The organism is Oceanisphaera sp., from assembly GCF_052084945.1.
Taxonomy (GTDB): domain Bacteria; phylum Pseudomonadota; class Gammaproteobacteria; order Enterobacterales; family Aeromonadaceae; genus Oceanimonas.
Genome location: NZ_JBQDEX010000036.1, coordinates 1 through 21819 on the forward strand (window position 1 = coordinate 1; position 21819 = coordinate 21819).

General features: G+C 47.4%; 18 protein-coding genes, 2 tRNA genes and 1 pseudogene. 3 read left to right on the forward strand and 18 right to left on the reverse strand.

The features are described 5' to 3' along the window. From ACTHY5_RS05120 to rlmE, 14 genes and pseudogenes are all read right to left on the reverse strand, one after another. A pseudogene (locus tag ACTHY5_RS05120) lies at positions 1-691 on the reverse strand (polyribonucleotide nucleotidyltransferase); the annotation flags it as partial. A 151-nt stretch (positions 692-842) separates the two neighbouring features. Then, the gene (gene rpsO / locus ACTHY5_RS05125) at positions 843-1112 is read right to left on the reverse strand and encodes a 30S ribosomal protein S15 (protein WP_441877323.1); all 270 of its coding nucleotides are present in this window, start codon (positions 1110-1112) and stop codon (positions 843-845) included. Between the two features lie 138 nt (positions 1113-1250). Next, complete coding sequence (gene truB / locus ACTHY5_RS05130) at positions 1251-2186, reverse strand: tRNA pseudouridine(55) synthase TruB (RefSeq protein ID WP_441877326.1); 936 nt, start codon at positions 2184-2186, stop codon at positions 1251-1253. A 2-nt stretch (positions 2187-2188) separates the two neighbouring features. Next, positions 2189-2605 carry a 30S ribosome-binding factor RbfA gene (gene rbfA, locus ACTHY5_RS05135; RefSeq protein ID WP_441877329.1) on the reverse strand — a complete coding sequence of 139 codons (417 nt, stop codon included), beginning with the start codon at positions 2603-2605 and terminating at the stop codon, positions 2189-2191. A gap of 125 nt (positions 2606-2730) precedes the next feature. Further along, positions 2731-5433: a translation initiation factor IF-2 gene (infB, locus tag ACTHY5_RS05140; protein WP_441877332.1), complete on the reverse strand. Its 2703-nt coding sequence runs from the start codon at positions 5431-5433 to the stop codon at positions 2731-2733. A gap of 19 nt (positions 5434-5452) precedes the next feature. Next, positions 5453-6955: a transcription termination factor NusA gene (gene nusA / locus ACTHY5_RS05145; RefSeq protein WP_441877335.1), complete on the reverse strand. Its 1503-nt coding sequence runs from the start codon at positions 6953-6955 to the stop codon at positions 5453-5455. Positions 6956-6969: 14 nt separating this feature from the next. Next, positions 6970-7428, reverse strand: a complete 459-nt coding sequence (gene rimP / locus ACTHY5_RS05150) for a ribosome maturation factor RimP (protein WP_441877338.1) — start codon at positions 7426-7428, stop codon at positions 6970-6972. Between the two features lie 198 nt (positions 7429-7626). Further along, a tRNA-Met gene (locus tag ACTHY5_RS05155) sits at positions 7627-7703 on the reverse strand. Between the two features lie 57 nt (positions 7704-7760). Further along, positions 7761-7847: transfer RNA gene (locus tag ACTHY5_RS05160), tRNA-Leu, on the reverse strand. Positions 7848-7854: 7 nt separating this feature from the next. After that, a complete protein-coding gene (gene secG, locus ACTHY5_RS05165) occupies positions 7855-8193 on the reverse strand; it encodes a preprotein translocase subunit SecG (protein ID WP_441877341.1) in 339 nt (112 codons plus the stop codon). A gap of 168 nt (positions 8194-8361) precedes the next feature. After that, entirely contained in the window at positions 8362-9693 is a 1332-nt protein-coding gene (gene glmM / locus ACTHY5_RS05170) for a phosphoglucosamine mutase (protein ID WP_441877344.1), read from the reverse strand. 3 nt (positions 9694-9696) lie between these two features. Then, positions 9697-10530 carry a dihydropteroate synthase gene (gene folP, locus ACTHY5_RS05175; protein ID WP_441877347.1) on the reverse strand — a complete coding sequence of 278 codons (834 nt, stop codon included), beginning with the start codon at positions 10528-10530 and terminating at the stop codon, positions 9697-9699. A gap of 67 nt (positions 10531-10597) precedes the next feature. Beyond that, a complete protein-coding gene (gene ftsH, locus ACTHY5_RS05180) occupies positions 10598-12571 on the reverse strand; it encodes an ATP-dependent zinc metalloprotease FtsH (RefSeq protein WP_441877350.1) in 1974 nt (657 codons plus the stop codon). 42 nt (positions 12572-12613) lie between these two features. After that, positions 12614-13243: a 23S rRNA (uridine(2552)-2'-O)-methyltransferase RlmE gene (gene rlmE, locus ACTHY5_RS05185; RefSeq protein ID WP_441877353.1), complete on the reverse strand. Its 630-nt coding sequence runs from the start codon at positions 13241-13243 to the stop codon at positions 12614-12616. 84 nt (positions 13244-13327) lie between these two features. Between rlmE and yhbY the strand changes: the two genes are divergently transcribed. Beyond that, complete coding sequence (yhbY, locus tag ACTHY5_RS05190) at positions 13328-13624, forward strand: ribosome assembly RNA-binding protein YhbY (protein WP_441877355.1); 297 nt, start codon at positions 13328-13330, stop codon at positions 13622-13624. Positions 13625-13808: 184 nt separating this feature from the next. Here the strand turns inward: yhbY and greA are convergent, their stop codons facing one another. The 4 genes from greA to grpE all read right to left on the reverse strand — a co-directional run bounded on the left by greA (position 13809) and on the right by grpE (position 18350). After that, the gene (gene greA / locus ACTHY5_RS05195; RefSeq protein WP_441877358.1) at positions 13809-14285 is read right to left on the reverse strand and encodes a transcription elongation factor GreA; all 477 of its coding nucleotides are present in this window, start codon (positions 14283-14285) and stop codon (positions 13809-13811) included. Between the two features lie 129 nt (positions 14286-14414). Further along, complete coding sequence (dnaJ, locus tag ACTHY5_RS05200; RefSeq protein WP_441877360.1) at positions 14415-15548, reverse strand: molecular chaperone DnaJ; 1134 nt, start codon at positions 15546-15548, stop codon at positions 14415-14417. Positions 15549-15639: 91 nt separating this feature from the next. Then, a complete protein-coding gene (dnaK, locus tag ACTHY5_RS05205; protein ID WP_441877363.1) occupies positions 15640-17565 on the reverse strand; it encodes a molecular chaperone DnaK in 1926 nt (641 codons plus the stop codon). A 179-nt stretch (positions 17566-17744) separates the two neighbouring features. Next, complete coding sequence (gene grpE, locus ACTHY5_RS05210) at positions 17745-18350, reverse strand: nucleotide exchange factor GrpE (protein ID WP_441877366.1); 606 nt, start codon at positions 18348-18350, stop codon at positions 17745-17747. A gap of 194 nt (positions 18351-18544) precedes the next feature. Here grpE and nadK point away from each other — a divergent pair, with 194 nt between their 5' ends. After that, positions 18545-19429, forward strand: a complete 885-nt coding sequence (gene nadK, locus ACTHY5_RS05215; protein ID WP_441877369.1) for an NAD(+) kinase — start codon at positions 18545-18547, stop codon at positions 19427-19429. Positions 19430-19606: 177 nt separating this feature from the next. After that, entirely contained in the window at positions 19607-21289 is a 1683-nt protein-coding gene (recN, locus tag ACTHY5_RS05220) for a DNA repair protein RecN (RefSeq protein ID WP_441877372.1), read from the forward strand. Positions 21290-21819 lie beyond the last annotated feature (530 nt).

The window sequence follows — 21819 nt, forward strand, 5'->3', positions numbered from 1 at the left end:
TCCACGCAGGTGTCGCTACCTCAGCGGCAAATTCTTTAATTGCTTGAATGGCAGTATTTAATTGCTCGTGGCCATAGACAACGGCACCTAGCATTACGTCTTCTGGCAAAATATTTGCTTCAGACTCTACCATTAGCACGGCGTTTTCAGTGCCGGCGACCACTAAGTCTAGCTCGCTGTTTTCAAGCTCACTAACACTGGGGTTAAGCACATATTCGCCATTCATATAACCCACGCGGGCGGCACCAATCGGACCTGCAAACGGCATGCCTGAAATAGCCAACGCCGCTGAAGTCCCCAACAATGAAATAATATCCGGGGCAATTTCAGGGTTAACCGACACCACGGTGGCAATCACCTGTACTTCATTTTTGAATCCATCGGGAAACAAAGGACGGATCGGACGGTCGATTAACCGCGATGTCAGTGTTTCGCCTTCCGTAGGGCGGCCTTCACGCTTAAAGAAGCTACCAGGAATACGGCCTGCGGCATAAGTACGCTCTTGGTAGTTCACGGTTAGCGGAAAAAAGTCTTTGCTTTCATCGGCTTGGCGCTTGCCAACCACAGTCACTAACACAGCGGTATCACCAATGCTGGCCATCACTGCGCCACTGGCTTGACGGGCAATCACACCCGTTTCAAGCGTTACTGTATGTTCACCATACTGGAAAGTTTTTACGATAGGATTCACGTTGTAGATTCCTTAATATATTTAATCTTTTAATTTAGCCATACAGTATACTTTATTATCGGTCAAAGCACAGCGCAGCCCGTGGTCTGAGCTAAAAATCAGCCAACAAAAAAGGGCCCTAAGGCCCTTTTTATTAAACTGAATGTGTCGATTAACGACGCAGACCCAGTTTAGTGATCAGTGCACTGTAACGCGCAACGTCTTTACGCTTTAGGTAATCCAGCAAGCTACGGCGCTGAGATACCATGCGCAGCAGACCACGACGGCTGTGATGATCATGGATGTGCTGCTTAAAGTGACCTTGCAAGTGGTTGATTTGTGCGCTTAACAAAGCTACCTGAACTTCAGGTGAGCCTGTGTCGCCTTCGCCACGTGCATGATCAGCAACAATTTGAGCTTTAGTTTCAGCGTTTAGTGACATCTTTTGTACTCCAAAGAGATGAATGATTTTCCAGCCGATCACTAATTCAGCAGGAAGCGAGCTGCGCATTCTACCAGTTAAGAGAGTGTTAGCAACCAGAAAGTAACCTGATTATGCAATTATCTTCATGCTTACACATTAACGAACCAAGCGCTTAGGAGCCACTTTGCCATCATCGTCAATTTCGCCCACACCAATAAAGCGATGCTCTTCACCCACTGTCATTCTGACCTGCCCCTCGAGTGGCGCACCGGATACCTGAACCGCTTGTCCATGAAGAATGTAACCGGCAACCAACTCAGACATGTTCACTTCCACTAAACTGGCAACGGCTGTGTCCATAGGCAACAAAAGTGGGTCTAGCTCAAGACGAGGTAATATTTCTTGCTCACGACAATGAGCTAACATATTGTCTAGCTGCTCTAGCGTGACCATGCGCTCTGTGGGATAGGTGGCGACCGCTAAGCGGCGTAATACAGCCACATGGGCCCCGCAGCCTAAAGCCTCACCGAGATCATCAACAATGGTACGAATATAAGTCCCTTTACTACAGTGCACTTCTAATTCGACTTCATCATCGCTAAAGCGGATCAGCGTCAACTCATACACTGTGATCGGACGTGACTCTCGCGGTACCTCTATCCCTTCGCGGGCATATTGATATAACGGCTTTCCTTGGTACTTCAGCGCCGAGTACATTGAAGGTATTTGCTCACTTTGACCACGAAATGGCTCCAGTGCAGCGGCTAACTCTTGTTCTGTGACCTTAACCGGCCTCGTTTCCACCACTTCGCCATCAGCATCGCTGGTATTGGTGCGTTGTCCCAATTTAGCGACCACCCGATAGCGTTTATCGGCTTCTAATAAAAACTGAGAAAACTTAGTCGCCTCGCCTAAGCAAATAGGCAACATGCCGGTAGCTAAAGGATCAAGTGCCCCGGTATGACCCGCTTTAGCCGCGGCATAAATACGCTTAACCTGTTGTAACGCATCGTTAGAAGTAATGCCTGCGGGCTTATCTAACAATAAAATGCCGTCTACATCACGGCCACGAAATCGACGCTGACGCCCCATGATTAATCCTTTTTCTCTTGTTCTTGATCGTCTTCACTGCGCCCACTTTCTTGTATCCGGCGATTATCTTCAGCAATGGTGTTCGAAACCAAGCTTGAGATACGCACCCCTTCCACCAAGCTTTGATCATAGGCAAAGCGTAACTCCGGCGTGATGCGCAAACGCATAGCTTTACCCACCAGCGAGCGAATAAAGCCACTGGCATCTTTTAGTACCTTCATGCCTTCTTCTATTTTTTGTGGATCATTTTCTAAAAAAGTGACGAAGACTTTGGCATAACTTAAGTCTTTCGATAGATCGACACCCGAGACGGTGACCAATTTAAGGCGATCATCTTTTATTTCCCGCTGCAAGATCATCGCTATTTCTTTTTGCAACTCCTGCCCAACCCGGCGGGCACGACTAAATTCTCTCGCCATAATGCTACTACCCCATCAAAAAAGGAGCCTTTAGGCCCCTTAATACATATTAGATGACAAAAGAAAACAACACACAACTGGCTGTATTCTTTTAACGGCCAGTATACTGGCCGTTTATGTCCCTATTACAGGCTGCGCTGTACTTCTACAATTTGGAAGACTTCTATTTGGTCGCCCGTACGTACGTCATTGTAGTTCTTAACGGCGATACCACATTCCATGCCATTACGCACTTCTTGCACATCGTCTTTAAAGCGACGCAGTGATTCTAGCTCACCCTCATAGATAACCACGTTATCACGTAATACCCTAATTGGGTTACTACGTTTAACGTTACCTTCGGTCACCATACAACCCGCAACAGCACCAAACTTAGGCGAACGGAATACGTCACGCACCTCGGCCAGACCAATTATCTCTTGCTTAAACTCAGGTGCCAACATGCCGCTCATGGCCTGCTTCACTTCATCTAGCAATTCATAGATCACGCTGTAATAACGCAAGTCAATATCTTCAGCTTCAATCATCTTACGAGCAGAAGCATCGGCACGCACGTTAAAGCCTAAGATAATGGCATTCGATGCCGCCGCTAGGCTTACATCAGTACCGGTAATACCACCTACGCCTGAGCCAATAATTTTCACTTTAACTTCGTCAGTAGACAGTTTTTGCAGTGAATCAGCAATGGCTTCAATGGACCCTTGTACATCGGCTTTCAGTACTAGGTTCACTTCCGCTACTTGGCCCTCTTCCATGTTCGCAAACATGTTTTCAAGCTTCGCCGTTTGCTGACGTGCCAGCTTAACATCACGGAATTTACCTTGACGATACAGCGCCACTTCACGGGCTTTTTTCTCGTCACGTACCACAGTCGCTTCATCACCTGCAGCAGGTACACCTGATAAGCCTAAAATTTCAACCGGAATAGAAGGACCTGCGGTCTTCACATCACGGCCTAGCTCATCACGCATCGCACGTACTCGGCCATATTCTAGGCCACATAATACGATATCACCTTGGTTTAGCGTACCTTCTTGTACCAGTATTGTTGCCACTGGACCACGCCCTTTATCAAGGCGAGACTCAATGACCACACCCGATGCCATGCCTTCACGTATCGCTTTTAGCTCTAATACTTCAGCTTGCAATAATACCGACTCTAGTAGTTCATCAACACCGTCACCGGTTTTAGCAGAGATATAAGCAAAGATATTTTCTCCGCCCCAGTCTTCCGACATTACGCCGTGCTGAGCCAGTTCATTCTTAACACGATCGATATCCGCTTCCGGTTTATCCATCTTGTTGACTGCAACAATCAGCGGCACACTCGCCGCTTTAGCGTGCTGAATAGCTTCAATCGTCTGTGGCATAACACCATCATCTGCTGCCACAACCAAGATAACGATATCGGTAGCACTGGCACCACGAGCACGCATAGAGGTAAAGGCCGCGTGACCAGGAGTATCTAAAAAGGTAATAGAACCATTGTCTGTATCTACGTGGTAAGCACCAATATGCTGGGTAATACCACCGGCTTCGCCAGAGGCAACTTTAGCGCGACGAATATAATCAAGCGTTGATGTCTTACCATGGTCAACGTGACCCATAATAGTCACTACGGGTGCACGAGTTTGGCTTTCAGCGTTAGTATCGCGATCAGACAATACATGCTCTTCTAACTCGTTTTCGCGACGCAGTGTCACTTTGTGACCCATTTCTTCTGCCACTAGCTGAGCTGTTTCTTGGTCAATCACCTGATTAATGGTTGCCATGGCACCCATTTTCATCATCACCTTGATAACAGCAGCACCTTTAACGGCCATCTTGTTTGCCAACTCGGCAACAGTAATGGTTTCACCAATTTCAACGTCACGGTTAAGTGTTTGCGCCGGCTTTTGAAAGCCGTGCTTCATTGAGTTAGGCATAGATACTTTAGCGCGTTTACCTTTGCGAAGGCGCTCGTTACGGCTTTCGCGATTTTCACGATCTTCTTTATTTCTACCGCCTTTGCGCTTCTTACCACCAGTGCTACGACGGGCTTTTTGCTCTTCACTCTTATCAGCTTCATCCTCTGCCGCTTTTGCGTGAGCATTCGTCATTACATGGTAATCTGCTTGTTCTTCTGGTTTTTTCTCAGCGGCAGCTTCTTCGGCCCAACGCTTTTCGTTTGCTTCTGCCAACTTACGAACTTCTTCCGCTTTATCTTTGGCATCTTGCTCAGCCTTGCGGACAATTTCTTGCTCACGCTGCTGCTTCAATTTTTCTGCTTCGCTTTTCGCCATGTCGTCCACCTTTTTCTGCTCTTTGCTTTTCGGGGCTACTTTCCCCTGCTCTTTGGTGTTCTGAGCTTGCAGCTGAGCCTGGCGGGCTTTTTCTTCCGCGTCATGCTTGGCTTTCTCTTGCGCTTCACGCTTGGCTTTTTCTTGTGCTTCACGCTTAGCTTGCTCTTCGGTTTCACGATGAGCTTGCGCTTGTGCCTCTAGGCGCGCTTGCTCTTCAGCTTCCTGTTGACGTTGCTGCTCTTCAGCAGTATCACGTCTCACATAGGTTCGCTTTTTTCGTACTTCAACCTGAACAGCTTTGCTCTTTCCACCCACCACGGGCACGCTTAAGGTGCTCATAGTTTTACGTTGCAACGTCATGCGCTTGGGCTCTTCAGCCTGCGCACCGTGCTGTTGTTTTAAATGATTCAGCAAATCGGCCTTTTCGGTTTCCGATACGCTATCACCGGTCGACTTCTCGATACCGGCTTCACGAAACTGCTGTACAAGACGATCAACCGATGTGTCTATGTCGCTGGCGAGCTGCGATAATGTAACTTCTGCCATTCATTTACCTCCGCTGAACTTATTCTTCGGTTTGGTCCCCAAACCAACAGATATTACGGGCCGCCATTATTAGCTCCCCGGCCAGGGTTTCACTTAGATCTTCCATTCCTTCAAGATCGTCTATGCCCTGCTCTGCTAGTTGTTCCAAATCCGCAACACCACGGGCGGCAAGCGCATAAGCCAGCTCCCGGGTCATGGAGGGCAGTGCGAGCAGATCTTCTGCCGGCTCCACCCCATCGAATGATTCTTCTTGCGCTAGCGCTTGAGTCGTTAAGGCCGCTTTAGCACGCTTGCGCAGCTCCTCAACCATCTCCTCATCTAAGCCCTCTACGCTCAACAGCTCGCTGATCGGTACGTAAGCAATTTCTTCTAAAGAAGAAAAGCCTTCTTCCATCAGTAAACTTGCAAAATCATCATCAATATCCAAGTGTTGGATAAACAAGTTAATGATTTTGTCACTTTCAACCTGGTGTTTACTCTGTAAGTCTTCTACTGTCATTACATTCAACTCCCAGCCTGTCAGCTGAGCCGCTAAACGTACGTTTTGACCATTACGGCCAATGGCTTGCGCCAAGTTACCCGACTCTACAGCAATATCCATAGAGTGGCTGTCTTCATCGACAATAATAGAGGCTACATCCGCCGGGGCCATGGCGTTAATAACAAACTGGGCTGGGTTATCGTCCCATAAGACAATATCAACACGCTCACCGTTTAATTCACCTGATACCGCTTGCACACGGGCACCACGCATCCCCACACAAGCGCCAATAGGATCAATGCGTCGGTCGTTGGTTTTAACGGCAATTTTAGCGCGGCTACTTGGATCACGAGCAGCCCCCATGATTTCGATAATTTCTTCACCAATTTCTGGCACTTCAATGCGAAAGAGCTCTTTTAAGAAGTCGGGATTACTGCGGCTAACAAATAGCTGAGCACCACGGGCTTCTGGGCGAACGGCATACAGTAATCCACGTACACGGTCACCGCTGCGTACCGTTTCACGGGGTAGCATGTCTTCACGAAAGATCACCGCTTCGGCGTTGTTGCCCAAATCTAAGATAACGTTTTCCCGGGTCGCTTTTTTCACAACACCGGTAATAATTTCACCTTCTTGATCTTTAAATTGCTCAACCACCTGCATCCGCTCGGCTTCACGTACTTTTTGTACGATAACCTGCTTGGCTGTTTGAGTGGTGATACGGTCGAAGGTGACAGATTCAATTTCATCTTCAACAAAGTCGCCAACTTGAATCTCTGGCTCATCAATCTGAGCCGCCTCTAGCGTTATTTCGCCATAGGGGTTTGTTAACGATTCTTGCTCTTCCACCACTTGCCAGCGGCGGAAAGTTTCAAAGTTACCACTTTTACGATCGATTTCGACGCGTACTAGGATATCTCCTTCGTATTTCTTTTTAGTGGCCGTAGCCAGCGCGGTTTCTAGCGCTTCAAAAATTTTTTCCCGGGGCAACGCCTTTTCATTAGAAACGGCATCAACTACCAGCAGTATTTCTTTATTCATGTCCGACCGCCTCGTTAGTCAAAGTTCGGAACCAGATGTGCTTTTTGGATATTAGCGAAGGCAACAGGAAACGCGGTTCCGTCAACCTCCAGACTGATCATGGTGTCGTCTACCGCCACCAAAAGCCCACTCAATTTACGACGATTATTCACCGCCATACGTAGAGATAACTCCACTTTCTGACCAATAATGGCCTGATAATGAGCTGGCTTAAATAGGGGGCGAGCCATACCCGGAGAAGACACTTCCAGATCATATTCGGTAGAAATGGGATCTTCCACGTCTAACACGGCACTTACTTGCCGACTAACGTCGGCACAATCTGTGACTTCAATACCGTTTTCATGGTCGATATACAAACGCAAGGTTGAATGCTTGCCAGCACGTACGTATTCAAGCCCAAGCAATTCAAAACCTAAGGCCTCAACCGGCTCTGTTAACATCTCGGTTAATCGTTGTTCCAATGTAGCCAAAGCTACCCCTCCGAAAACAAAAAAAGGGCTCGCAGCCCAGTGAATGTGTACCAGTATAACCTGATACTAAAGTGCAGATAACAAAAAGCCCCGATCATCAAATCGGGGCTATTCACCTGGACCCTGACTGTTGTCTTACGACAACCATTTATCACTCCCCGAGTCTATACGGTATTAACAGCAATAAATGTGAGGAATTGGTTGCGGGAGCCGGATTTGAACCGACGACCTTCGGGTTATGAGCCCGACGAGCTACCAAACTGCTCCATCCCGCGTCCGAAAACATAAAAATTATAGTTAATTTGAGTCTAAAACTCAACCTAACTTAATTTTGGTGCCGTGAGCGGGACTTGAACCCGCACGCCCATACAGGCACTACCCCCTCAAGATAGCGTGTCTACCAATTCCACCACCACGGCTAAACTTTTACTCTGGTACGTCGCTGTTATTTACTTTTACAGCTTCGTTACCCGGAATGACACTTTCTTGCGCAACTGGCTCAGAAAGATCTTCCCATTCGCTTCCTTTCTGTGAGCTATTGCTTGATAGATTACCTAGCGCTAAGCTCACGACAAAGAAACCGGCAGCAAGTAGAGTGGTAACTTTTGTTAAAAAATTACCCGACCCACCTGAGCCAAAAACTGTATTGGAAGCACCTGCTCCAAATGAGGCACCCATATCGGCACCTTTACCTTGCTGTATTAAAACTAAACCAATTAGGCTTAATGCAATCAGCAGATAAATAACTAAAAGAATTTCGTACATCAGCTTACCCTATGCTTGACGTCTGAGCCCCGCATCAGACTACTGTCCGGAGCGGGGCTAATATTAACCAGACCCTACGCCCGATACAAGCGTAATTTACAAATAATCACGCAAGTGGGCAAAAAGCCAGCAAAATGCAGATTACATCGCCTGTTTAACGTCGTTTACCTAGGCTGTAGGAATGGCTTCAGCAATATATTGCGCCAAGCGACTTACTTGATCTAATTCAGGCCCTTCAACCATCACCCGGATCACCGGCTCTGTGCCTGACTTTCTTAATAATACCCGCCCGTTTCCGGCTAACTCTTGCTCTGCAACCTTCACTCTATGCTGTACTTGTTCACAGTTGAGTGGATCTGTCCCTACCTGAAAGCGCACATTATTTAGTACTTGCGGATAGAGCGGCAGCCATTTTTCTAAGTCTTGCAAACGTTGATTGCCTGCAACCATCACCCGCAATACTTGTAATGATGCAACAATGCCATCGCCCGTAGTGTTGTGATCAAGACTGATAATATGCCCTGAATTCTCTCCACCCAACTTCCAACCGTGGCGTTTCAGTTGCTCTAATACATAACGGTCACCCACTTTGGCACGCACAAATGGGATATCTTGCTTTGTCAAAGCCAGCTCTAATGCCATGTTAGTCATTAGAGTCCCGACCACGCCTCCCCCCAGCGCATCACGTTTAATGGCATCTTGCGCCATTATATACAGCAGCTGATCGCCATCGAGCAAGGTGCCACTATGATCCACCATCGCTAACCGGTCGCCGTCACCGTCAAAGGCAATCCCTAAGTCGGCCTCGTGCTCTAGTACCGCAGCAATTAGCGCCTCAGGTGCAGTGGAGCCCACCTTATCATTAATATTAACCCCATTTGGGTCACAGCCAATACGGATTACTTTGGCTCCCAGCTCACTGAATACTGCAGGGGCAATATGATAGGTTGCACCATGAGCACAGTCGATAACAATGGTCAACCCATCGAGGTGCATTTCTGATGGAAACGTGCTTTTACAAAACTCAATATAACGCCCAGCTGCGTCATTAATACGGCTGGCTTTACCTAAGTATTCCGATGCCACACAGTCCATGGGCTGATCTAACATGGCCTCTATGGCTAACTCAACCTCATCGGGCAGCTTAGTGCCGTCATGAGAGAAAAATTTAATGCCATTATCAAAATAAGGATTATGAGAGGCGCTGATCACAATGCCAGCCTCGGCCCTAAAGGTGCGAGTCAAATAGGCAATCGCAGGTGTTGGCATCGGGCCTAATAACGCCGCTTGCAGCCCTGCAGCCGATAAACCTGCCTCTAATGCAGATTCCAACATATAGCCAGAAATGCGGGTGTCTTTACCAATGAGTACTTTTTTAGTGCCCGTTTTTGATAGCACTTTACCTGCCGCCCAGCCGAGCTTCATAACAAATTCAGGGGTGATGGGATAATCACCCACTCGACCGCGAATACCGTCAGTACCAAAATATTTTCTACTCATGTTTTATCCCTGATAATCGGTGGCGTATTGCCATACTGTTATGGCGTCTGCCATATCTTTTACATCATGTACCCGCAATATTTGTACTCCTTGACTCAACGCAAATAAATGCGCCGCCAAGCCTGCTGCAAGGCGCTGATCCACTTCTCGTCCTACTAACTGCCCTAACATAGACTTGCGAGACATGCCCGCTAGCAACGGGAGCCCTAACTGATGCAATTGCCCCACCTTAGCCAGCAGCTCGTAATTATGCGCTAACTGCTTGCCAAAGCCATAACCGGGATCAAGACAGATGCGGCCGCGTTCAATGCCCACTTGCTCACACGCGGCCACACGTTGTGCCAAAAATTGCGCTACTTCAGCAGTAACATCATCATAATTAGGCGCCTGCTGCATGGTTCTCGGCAAGCCTTGCATATGCATTAAACACACAGCCGCATGACTGTCGGCAGCTACTTGTAAGGCATCAGGCTCTCGCAATGCACGAATATCGTTGATTAAGTCGGCCCCCACTGAGACTGCCTCGCCCATCACCACAGCTTTACTGGTATCAATAGAAATCCAGCAGTCTAGCTCTTGACGTAATAACTCAATCACAGGAATAACTCGGTCTAACTCTGCTTGCGCTGTTATTGCTGCGGCACCAGGTCTGGTTGACTCACCGCCCACATCTATAATAGCAGCGCCATCCTTAACCATCTGTAAAGCATGGCGCAGTGCAGCGTCTTGACCAACAAACTGGCCACCATCAGAAAACGAATCAGGGGTGAGGTTAAGTATCCCCATAATGCGGGGAGTCGATAAGTTTAGCGTTCTAGATTTGCTTGATAACAGCATAAAACCATCTCTTTAAACAAAAAAGCCCCGAACAAGTGATGTTCGAGGCTTAATTTATCATAAAATATTAATGACCGGTGATATCGCTCGGCTTATTAACCTCAGGGGCATCTGACTTAGACTGTTCGTCTTTATTTGCGTCATGCTCCGTCACCTTATCTGCGCCACTGTCACCCGCACTCGCAGTGGGGCCTTGCGGAGTATCATCTGACTCTTCCCAATCATCTGGGGTGCGCACTTCGCGACGTGCCATTAAATCATCAATTTGCTTGGCATCAATGGTTTCATACTTCATTAGTGCATCCTTCATGGCATGCAGTATGTCGATGTTATCCAGCAATATTTTCTTAGCACGTTGAAAGTTACGCTCAATCAGCTCTTTTACTTCAGCGTCAATTAATTTGGCCGTTTCATCAGACAAGTGTTTAACCTTGCCGCCAGAGCCGCCCATAAACACTTCACCCTCTTCTTCTGCATACAGTAGTGGCCCTAACTTTTCAGACAGGCCCCACTGAGTGACCATTTTTTGGGCAATATCTGTAGCCCGCTCAATGTCGTTAGACGCACCAGTGGTCACTTTATCAAAGCCATAAATAATCTCTTCCGCTAAGCGGCCACCATAAAGGCTAGAAATCATCGACTCCAGTAGCTGTTTACTGTAGCTAAAGCGATCTTGTTCAGGCAGATACATAGTCACACCTAGGGCACGGCCACGAGGAATAATCGACACTTTATAAACCGGATCATGCTCTGGCACCATGCGTCCAACAATGGCATGGCCCGCTTCATGGTAAGCCGTCATGGCTTTCTCATCTTCAGACATCACCATAGAACGGCGCTCAGCACCCATCATGATCTTATCTTTTGCCTTTTCAAACTCCTCCATGGACACCACTCGGCGTGAAGAACGCGCCGCAAACAAGGCTGCTTCGTTCACCAAGTTGGCCAAGTCTGCACCACTGAAGCCTGGGGTACCTCGTGCAATCAAGCTCGGCTTAACGTCCTCGCCTAACGGCACACGACGCATATGGACTTTCAGTATTTGCTCACGACCACGTACATCAGGCAATCCAACCACAACTTGACGGTCAAAACGACCAGGACGCAACAAGGCTGGATCTAATACGTCAGGGCGGTTAGTGGCGGCAATAACAATCACACCTTCGTTGCCTTCAAAGCCGTCCATTTCAACCAGCATTTGGTTAAGCGTTTGCTCACGCTCATCGTGACCGCCGCCCATGCCAGCGCCACGCTTACGGCCAACCGCATCTATTTCATCAATAAAAATAATACAAGGTGATGACTTCTTCGCTTGCTCAAACATGTCACGCACCCGAGATGCGCCCACACCCACAAACATTTCAACAAAGTCAGACCCCGAGATAGTAAAGAAGGGAACTTTAGCTTCACCCGCAATAGCTTTGGCCAACAAGGTTTTACCGGTACCCGGAGGGCCGACTAGCAGCACCCCCGTCGGTATACGCCCACCTAACTTTTGGAAGTGGCTAGGGTCACGTAAGTAATCCACCAACTCAGCGACGTCTTCTTTAGCTTCATCACACCCTGCCACATCAGCAAAGGTGGTTTTGATTTGGTCTTCGCCCATGAGGCGCGCCTTACTTTTACCAAAGCTCATGGCGCCTTTACCGCCACCGCCGCCTTGCATTTGGCGCATAAAGAACACCCACACGCCAATCAACAATAACATGGGGAACCATGAAATAAAGATCGACGTAAGTAAGCTTGGCTCTTCAGGCTTTTCACCCACTACGCGCACGTTATTATTTAATAAATCGTTTAGCAGTTGGGGATCTTGTGCAGGCAGAATAGTGGTAAAACGATCACCACTGCGCTTAACACCTTGAACCGTTTGACCGTCCATACGTACTTCACGAATTTGCCCTTGGGCTACTTCCTGTACGAAGGTAGTGTAGTCCGTTTGGCGTCCATTGGGCTCGCTAGGGCTAAAGCTCTGGAATACCGACATCAACACCACGGCTATGACCAACCATAAGATCAAATTTTTCGCCATGTCACTCAAATTACTAACCTCACCGGATGACAGTTTATGACTCTGAGAGTACTACAGTTTAAAGCCTGTAGCTACAATGTACACTTCGCGCGACCTCGGTCGCGACGAATCGGGTTTTCTTACTCTAACGGAACTAAAGCCGCGCCTCACTTCTAATAGAAACTCATCAAATCCCGCGCCTTGAAACACTTTCACCACAAAGCTGCCTTTGGGTGCAAGCACTTGTCGGCACATATCCAAAGCTAATTCCACTAAATACATGGATTTAGGCTGGTCGACTTCACGCGTTCCGCTCATGTTAGGCGCCATGTCAGACAACAAAACATCCACCTTATCTTCGCCTACCCGCACGAGTAATGCATTAAGCACTTCCTCATCCCTAAAGTCACCTTGTAAAAAATCAACCCCGGCGATGGCATCCATGGGCAATAAATCACAAGCTATCACTTGCCCTTTATGCCCTACTTGCTCTGCGCAATACTGGCTCCAGCCGCCGGGAGCAGCACCTAAATCCACCACCGTCATGCCTTGCTTTAACAGCCGGTCACGACCTTGTAATTCTTCTATTTTGAATACAGCCCGCGAGCGTAGACCTCTTTTTTGTGCTTGTTTTACATATTTATCGTCAAAATGCTCTTTAAGCCAGCGTGATGAACTGGCTGAGCGTTTTTTATTGGCCATTAAATTATCGCCCTGCTATTACCATTACAGTGTAGATGGGGGTACAATAGCCCCCTTTCAACCTATTAACTGAAGCATTTTGCAATGACGCTGACGAATAAGCAAAAACAATACTTAAAAGGTTTGGCTCACCACCTTAAACCAGTGGTATTACTTGGCCAACACGGTCTAACCGAAGGCGTACTCGCTGAAATAGATCTCGCCCTAAACTTCCATGAGCTGATCAAAGTCAAAGTTGCGGCTGAAGACAGAGAAGTCAAAGCGCTGATCATGGACGCCATTATCCGAGAAACAGGCGCACTCAAAGTACAAAATGTTGGCCATGTGCTGTCATTGTACCGCCCGAGCGACGATAAAAAAATCAGTTTACCTCGCGCATAATCTTTAATAGCAAGCGATGACCGCTTAACGGCTGAACAGGCTCATGCCGAGAACAAACAAAAACGGCAGATGCGATTCGCGTCTGCCGTTTTTATGTGCAATTAAAAGGTGCAGACAGCCACCCTTACTTCTCAAAAAGCAAGCACCTCACTAATCTCGTCGTTGGAGGTTACAAGTGTCGAGATTACAGGTATTGCACCTTTATTATTTCGTACTCTACTTCACCGCCGGGCGTTTTAACGACAGCAACATCGTCAACTTCTTTTCCAATCAGTCCACGTGCAATCGGTGAGTTTACTGAAATTAAATTCGCTTTAATGTCCGATTCGTCATCACCCACAATGCGATAGGTAATTTCTTTTTCATCGTCCACTTTAAACAAATCAACAGTAGTGCCAAAAATAATTTTGCCGGTATTAGGTAGCTTGGTCACATCAATAATTTGTGCGTTAGACAACTTACCTTCAATTTCTTGAATACGCCCTTCACAGAAACCTTGCTCTTCACGTGCAGCATGATACTCCGCATTTTCTTTTAAATCGCCGTGCTCACGAGCCTCTGCAATATCAGCAATAATTCGGGGACGTAATACCGACTTTAGGTGGTCTAGCTCTTCACGTAGTTTTTGTGCGCCAACAACCGTCATAGGAGTTTGTGCCATAATAAAACCCAGTTCCTTTCAGACAATAAAACAACAAGAGCCCTGTCGAACATCGACAAGGGCTCATATTATAAATTCCGTATCAGCCGCTGGGCTGTTAGGTAAGCAGCCCAGATTAGTACAGCTAACTTAGCGGGTCAAATCGTCAAAGAAGCGCTTAACTCCTTTGAGGAAACCCTCGGTTTTAGGCTGGTGCTTATTCGCATCAATGCCACCACACGAGTCTTCTAATTGACGTAACAATGCCTTCTGATCTTCGGTTAAATTGACCGGAGTCTCAATATAGGCCTTGCATACCAAGTCACCCATTTGGCCATTACGCGCCGAGCGCACCCCTTTGCCTTTTAGACGAAAGTGGCGACCGGTTTGCGTTTCAGCCGGAATTTTAAGCTTCACTCGGCCATCAAGTGTGGGGACTTCTACTTCTCCACCCAGGGCCGCGGCGGTAAACCCTATCGGCACTTCACAAAATAAATTATTGCCATCACGCATAAATATTTCATGATCACGTACATGCATCTGTACGTATAAGTCACCTGTAGGTGCACCGGCTTCACCGGCTTCACCTTCACCGGACAAGCGAATACGGTCACCCGTATCTACGCCGGCCGGAATTTTAACCGATAAGGTTTTGGTCTTCTGATAGCGCCCTTCGCCATGACACTTATTGCACGGATCGGTAATAATCTTACCTTTACCACGGCAATGCGGACACGGCTGCTGTACAGCAAAGAAACCTTGGCGCATTTGCACCTGACCTTGACCATGACAAGTTGAGCAGGTTTCGGCTTTACTGCCTTTTTTAGCCCCACTGCTGTCACAAGTATCACACCCCACCAAGGTGGGGACTTTGATCTCTTTGGTCACGCCCCGCACGGCTTCTTCTAGCGTCAGCTCCATATTGTAGCGCAAGTCAGACCCACGGGCCGCCCGCTGCTGACGGCGCTGACCACCACCAAAGATATCGCCAAAGACATCACCAAAGATATCACCAAAGTCACCACCGCCACCACCAAAGCCGTGACCACCTTGTTGACCATTGACACCTTCATGGCCAAATTGATCATAAGCGGCGCGCTTTTGTGGGTCGGTGAGTATTTCATAGGCTTCAGTGGCTTCTTTAAACTTATCACCCGCGTCAGCATCGGTTTTATTGCGGTCGGGGTGATACTTCATCGCCATCCGCTTATACGCTTTCTTTATATCGCGCTCTTCGGCTCCTTTAGAGACACCGAGCACTTCATAATAATCTCGTTTTGACATAGGCCGATAATTTACCTGAGTCCTGTTAATACAAAGGCGGGCGTTGGCAACCCAACGCCCGCATTGGCCGCGTTAATACGCTTTATTTAGCTTACTTCTTGTCTTCTTTTACTTCTTCAAACTCAGCGTCAACCACATCGTCATCTGTTTTAGCAGAGGCGTCTTGTGGCTCTTCACCGGTTTGTGAAGCATCAGCTTGGGCTTTGGCTTGTGCCACTTCCATCAGCTTTTGTGAGACTTCCATCAGCGTGGTTTGCTTGGCTTCAATCTCTTCTTTGTCTTCACCGCGAGCAGCAGTCTCTAGCTCAGCTAAGGCCGCTTCAATGGCGCTCTTGTCATCAGCAGCTAAGTCATCACCGGCTTCTTCTAACTGTTTGCGAGTAGCATGTACTAAACCATCAGCTTGGTTACGTGCGCTTACGAGTTCTTCAAACTTCTTGTCTTCTTCTACGTTAGCTTCCGCTTCACGCACCATGGCTTCTACTTCTTCATCACTCAAACCAGAGGAAGATTTAATGGTAATTTTCTGCTCTTTACCTGTGTCTTTATCAGCCGCAGATACGTGTAGAATACCATCAGCATCCAAATCGAAAGTCACTTCAATTTGTGGTAAGCCACGGGGTGCAGGGCGAATGCCTTCTAGGTTAAACTGGCCTAAAGACTTGTTGTCACCAGAGCGCTTACGCTCACCTTGCAGCACATGAATGGTCACGGCGGCTTGGTTGTCGTCTGCGGTAGAGAAAGTTTGAGACTTACGAGTAGGAATAGTGGTGTTCTTGTCGATCACCGCTGTCATCACGCCGCCCATGGTCTCAATACCCAAAGACAAAGGTGTTACATCTAGTAGCAATACGTCCGTTTTGTCACCCGACAACACGGCGCCTTGAATAGCAGCACCCACAGCAACAGCTTCGTCTGGGTTAACGTCTTTACGCGGGTCTTGACCAAAGAAGTCACTGACCGCCTTCTGAACTAGTGGCATACGGGTTTGACCACCCACCAAAATCACATCATCAATTTCAGAAACAGACAGACCGGCATCTTTTAATGCCGTTTTAACCGGGTCTAATGACTTCTTCACCATGTCATCTACCAAAGACTCAAGCTTGGCGCGAGTCAGCTTAATGTTCAGGTGCTTAGGACCTGAGGCATCAGCGGTAATGTAAGGTAAGTTCACATCAGTTTGTTGAGCTGAAGACAACTCACACTTGGCTTTCTCTGCGGCTTCTTTTAAGCGCTGCAGTGCCAGCATATCGTTACGTAAGTCAAAGCCTTGCTCACGATTAAACTCATCAACCAAGTAGGTGATTAGGCGGTTATCGAAGTCTTCACCACCCAAGTGGGTGTCGCCATTCGTCGCCAACACTTCAAAGGTCTTTTCGCCGTCCATCTCATCAATTTCAATGATAGAGATATCGAAAGTACCACCACCTAAGTCATATACTGCAACTTTGCGGTCGCCTTTGGTTTTATTAACGCCATAAGCAAACGCTGCCGCAGTAGGTTCGTTAATAATACGCTTAACGTCTAAGCCGGCAATACGGCCCGCGTCTTTAGTTGCTTGACGTTGTGCATCGTTAAAGTAAGCAGGCACGGTAATAACCGCCTCTGTCACCGCTTCGCCTAAATAATCTTCAGCAGTGGTTTTCATTTTTTTCAGAATTTCAGCAGACACCTGTGGTGGTGCCATTTTTTTATCTTTAGCTTCTACCCATGCATCACCGTTGTCGGCTTTAACGATTTTGAACGGCATGATTTTAAGGTCACGCTGTACTTCTTCATCTTCAAAACGACGACCAATTAAACGCTTGATGGCAAAAATAGTGTTTTGTGGGTTAGTAACCGCCTGACGCTTTGCCGGCTGACCCACTAAGGTTTCGCCATCATCAGCATAGGCAATGATGGAAGGTGTAGTACGAGTACCTTCGGCGTTTTCTATTACTCGTGGGTTATCGCCGTCTAAAATAGACACGCAAGAGTTAGTAGTACCCAAATCGATGCCGATAATTCTGCCCATGAATTCCTCTCTAATATCTTGAATTAAATAATAAGCATTATGTATGTTGCTTTAATCTATATATGTGGCTGCCGATAGTCACTTTCAAGGCACACCACATACTTTTTTATAAAAAAACCGATATTTTTACGCCTACGGTCTTAGGCTGATGACACGACCTACCGCCTTTACCAGCGTACTTATGCTTGCGTATCAATGGCCGGCCCTTTGGCTACCATCACCATAGCGGGACGTAGTACGCGGCCATTAAGCTCATAGCCCTTCATCATAACAGCGACCACTGAATTGGGGGCTACCTCATCACTTTCAACCATGCTCATGGCTTGATGCTTGTTAGGATCAAACACCGCACCGGCAGGATCGATGGCTAACACCCCAAACTTTTCTAGTGCACCTAATAAAGACTTAAGTGTTAACTCAACACCTTCATAAACAGCCTTCAAGGCTTCACTTTCTTTATCGGTATGTTCAAGCGCTCGCTCTAAGCTATCGATAACTGGCAGTAATTCATTAGAGAATTTTTCTAGTGCAAACTTTCTCGCTTTATCAACATCTTGTGCCGAACGGCGGCGTAAGTTTTCCATATCAGCCAACGCCCGCAACGCATTGTCTTTTTCTGTTGCAGCGGTATCGGTGGCATCGGCCAGTTTCTTTTCTAGTTCGGCAATATAAGCGGCATCGGGCGAGAGCAACTCGGCCTCAATGGGTGTCTCTTGTGTTTCAAGGGTGTGTGGCTCTTGCTCGCCCGCTTGCTCTGTATCTGCCTGATGGGATTTATCGCTCATCTTGTCTCCTAGTGTATAAATTCTCTCTTGCCAGCATATATGGGGGACGGTATCTCAGAATTCAAGAGAATATGATAGCGATTGTTGATCACGCGCTAGCTCTCAGACACAGTGTTAATTAGAATGAGGCATTATCCGGCTAGATACCCCTAGTCATTCTGCCTATCTCATCCCTCAACCAGGTATATATATTGATGGATACCGAATTTAAAACTATTGCTCTCATCGGCAAACCCGATCATGAAGGTGCCAACCAAACCTTAGTGGCCTTATATAAACACCTTATTGATTTAGGTATTAATGTTGTTATTGAGCGTCGAGTAGGTGAACAGCTCAAACTCGATGATGTAGAACTGCTTGAAATGGTAGAATTAGGCGAGCGCGCCGATTTAGCGATAGTGGTCGGCGGCGACGGTAATATGCTGGGTGCAGCGCGCGTACTGGCCAGGTTTGATGTCGCTGTTGTAGGCGTTAACCGTGGCAACTTGGGCTTTTTAACTGATCTATCGCCTGACCGTTTTGAAGAGCCGCTAGAGCGTTTATTAGCAGGAGATTATCAGGCAGAAAACCGTTTTTTGCTTGAAGCACAAGTGCACAGACATGGCCAACTCAAGGCCAGTAATACGGCGATGAATGAGGCGGTGTTACATCCGGGTAAAATTGCGCACATGATTGAGTTTGAGGTCTATATCAATGGCCATTTTATGTATAGCCAACGCGCCGACGGCATGATTGTCGCCACCCCAACAGGCTCTACCGCTTATTCACTGTCTGCTGGCGGCCCTATTGTCACGCCTAACCTTAACGCCATGACACTGGTGCCCATGTTTCCGCATACCTTAAGCTGCCGCCCCATTGTGCTTGACGCCGACAGCAATATAAAAATGGTGATCTCTCCCAATAATAAAACGGGCCAGATGTTAGTTAGCTGCGATGGGCACGTATCTTTAGCAGTACAACCAGGAGACGAAATACACATTAATAAAAGCCCCCATAAACTCAAACTGTTACATCCCCGAGGTCACAACTACTTTGAAGTATTGCGCAGCAAACTCGGCTGGGGTAGTAAGCTTTTTTAATACAAAGCCTGTTCATAATAAGCATCAACAGGCCATTCTCCGCTTTAGTTATTTTATGATGAAACCCTAAGCTGACTGCTTTTAGCTGGAGCTTGGGGCTATAATTTATTCTTGCCACTGTATAAAACACCAGTATACTGTATTTGTATACAGTCACTTTTGTGCAGGGGTTTGACCATGTTACTTCAACTCACTATCAGCAACTTTGCCATTGTCTCTTTTTTAGAGCTGGATTTACGCGCCGGCATGACCAGCATCACCGGCGAAACCGGTGCCGGTAAATCTATCGCTATCGACGCCTTGGCTCTTGCCTTAGGTGAACGAGCCGACACAGAGACCGTCAGACCCGGAGCTGATAAAGCCGACATTAGTGCACGCTTTCGCATCAACAAACTACCACGAGTGAAAGCGTGGTTAGATGAGCAAGAATTAAATGAACAAGAGCTTGATGAGCAAGGCGAATGTATTTTGCGCCGTACCCTCACCCGAGAAGGCCGCTCTCGTGGCTACATTAACGGGACCCCTGTACCACTGGCACAATTAAAAACATTGGGTGCCTTGTTAATTAATATCCATGGCCAACACGCTCACCAAGCATTACAAAAAGCTGACTATCAGCGCAGCTTGCTAGATGCCTATGCAGGGCATCATCAAATGATGCAAAAAACCAGCAAACATTACCAAACTTGGCGCCAGCTCACCAATGAGCGAAAACAACTGCAAGACGAACAGCAGCAATGGCAAGCACAGCGCCAACTATTGGAATACCAGGTCGCTGAACTCAATGAGCTGGCACTTGAACCGAATGAATTTCCAGGGTTAGAAGCCGAACACAGCCGCTTGGCTAACGGCGCTGAACTGGTTACTGATTGTCAGCAGGCGTTAGGTGTATTGGCCGATAATGAAGAAAATAACGCCCTGCAACAGCTGCGCTACGGGTTAAAATTGGTCACCGATCTCTGCCAGCTAGACCCACGCCTAAGCCCTGTGTTAGACATGCTAGAAAGCAGCCAGATACAACTCGAAGAAGGTCACAGTGAACTTACCCGCTATCTTGATACGCTAGAGCTGGATCCCGAGCGCTTATATGAAGTGGAATCGCGTATGGCAAAGGTGATGGAATTAGCCCGTAAGCATCATGTGCCCCCCGCTGAATTACATGAATTTCATCAGAAAATTGCCACTCAGCTTTCAGAAATGGATAACAATGACACTCGCTTACATGAGCTGGATGAAGAAGTAGAGCAGGCAAAAGCCCAGTTTTTATTAGCCGCTGAGCGTCTAAGTCAAAGCAGACAGCGCTATGCACAGTCTCTTAATAAACAAATTACCGCAAGCCTGCACCAGCTCAGCATGGAGCATGGCCGCTTTGAAATGACAGTGACTGCTGACAATAGCAAGAGCTACTCTCCGGTAGGCATAGACAAAGTAGAGTTTCTGGTGAGCACCAACCCAGGCCAACCCATGAGCCCATTAGCGAAAGTCGCCTCTGGCGGTGAACTGTCACGTATCAGCTTAGCGATTCAGGTGATCACGGCCCAAAAAGTAGCCACTCCCACCCTTATTTTTGATGAAGTAGACGTCGGTGTCAGTGGCCCCACCGCCGCTGTGGTGGGTAAATTACTGCGCCAACTCGGAGACTCCACCCAAGTGTTAGTGATCACCCACCTCCCCCAAGTCGCTGGTAACGGTCATCAGCACTACTTTGTGAGCAAAAATAGTGATAAAAACGACACCCAAACCCAAATGCAAGAATTGAATAAAGATAAACGTTTACAAGAGTTAGCCCGTTTACTCGGTGGCGATAAAATTACCGAGAACACCTTGGCTAATGCTTGCGATCTGCTTATTGAAAGCTAAGACTCAAAGAGCGCCAACGGACGAGTGGCGCTAGGCCCCAGGTATGAAGCCAACCAGATGGTGCACTAAATAGCATATATTCTAGTATTGTCGGTGCATTGGATGAGGAAGAGGCTAAGGGTGCCACTTGGTGTGACACTTAGGCTTATTTGGGTAGTAATAAATAAAAAATCAAACCGGCGTTTTATTTCAGTCTTTGGCCCCTATCGATGCATATGACATTCAACACTGCCAGCCATTATTGCTCAAAAAATAACTATAGTTATTATCCCACCTCGTAAAGGTGCGCAGTGCCGCCCCAGAAATAAAGCCGTTGCTGCATTTAAATCGGAGAGCCTGGCCAAATAGAAAGTACAATCGAATTATCATCAGCATTCATTGTCAGAGACCGCCATGTCTCGATATAAACAGCTTCTTAGTCCAACCTTGAGTCTACGTAAGTCCTAGAAAAATCTAACTGGCTTCCTTCAGCCTAGCTTGGCCCAGCCTTTTGAACTTACTTTCCTGACGATACAGCGGCATGCCATACA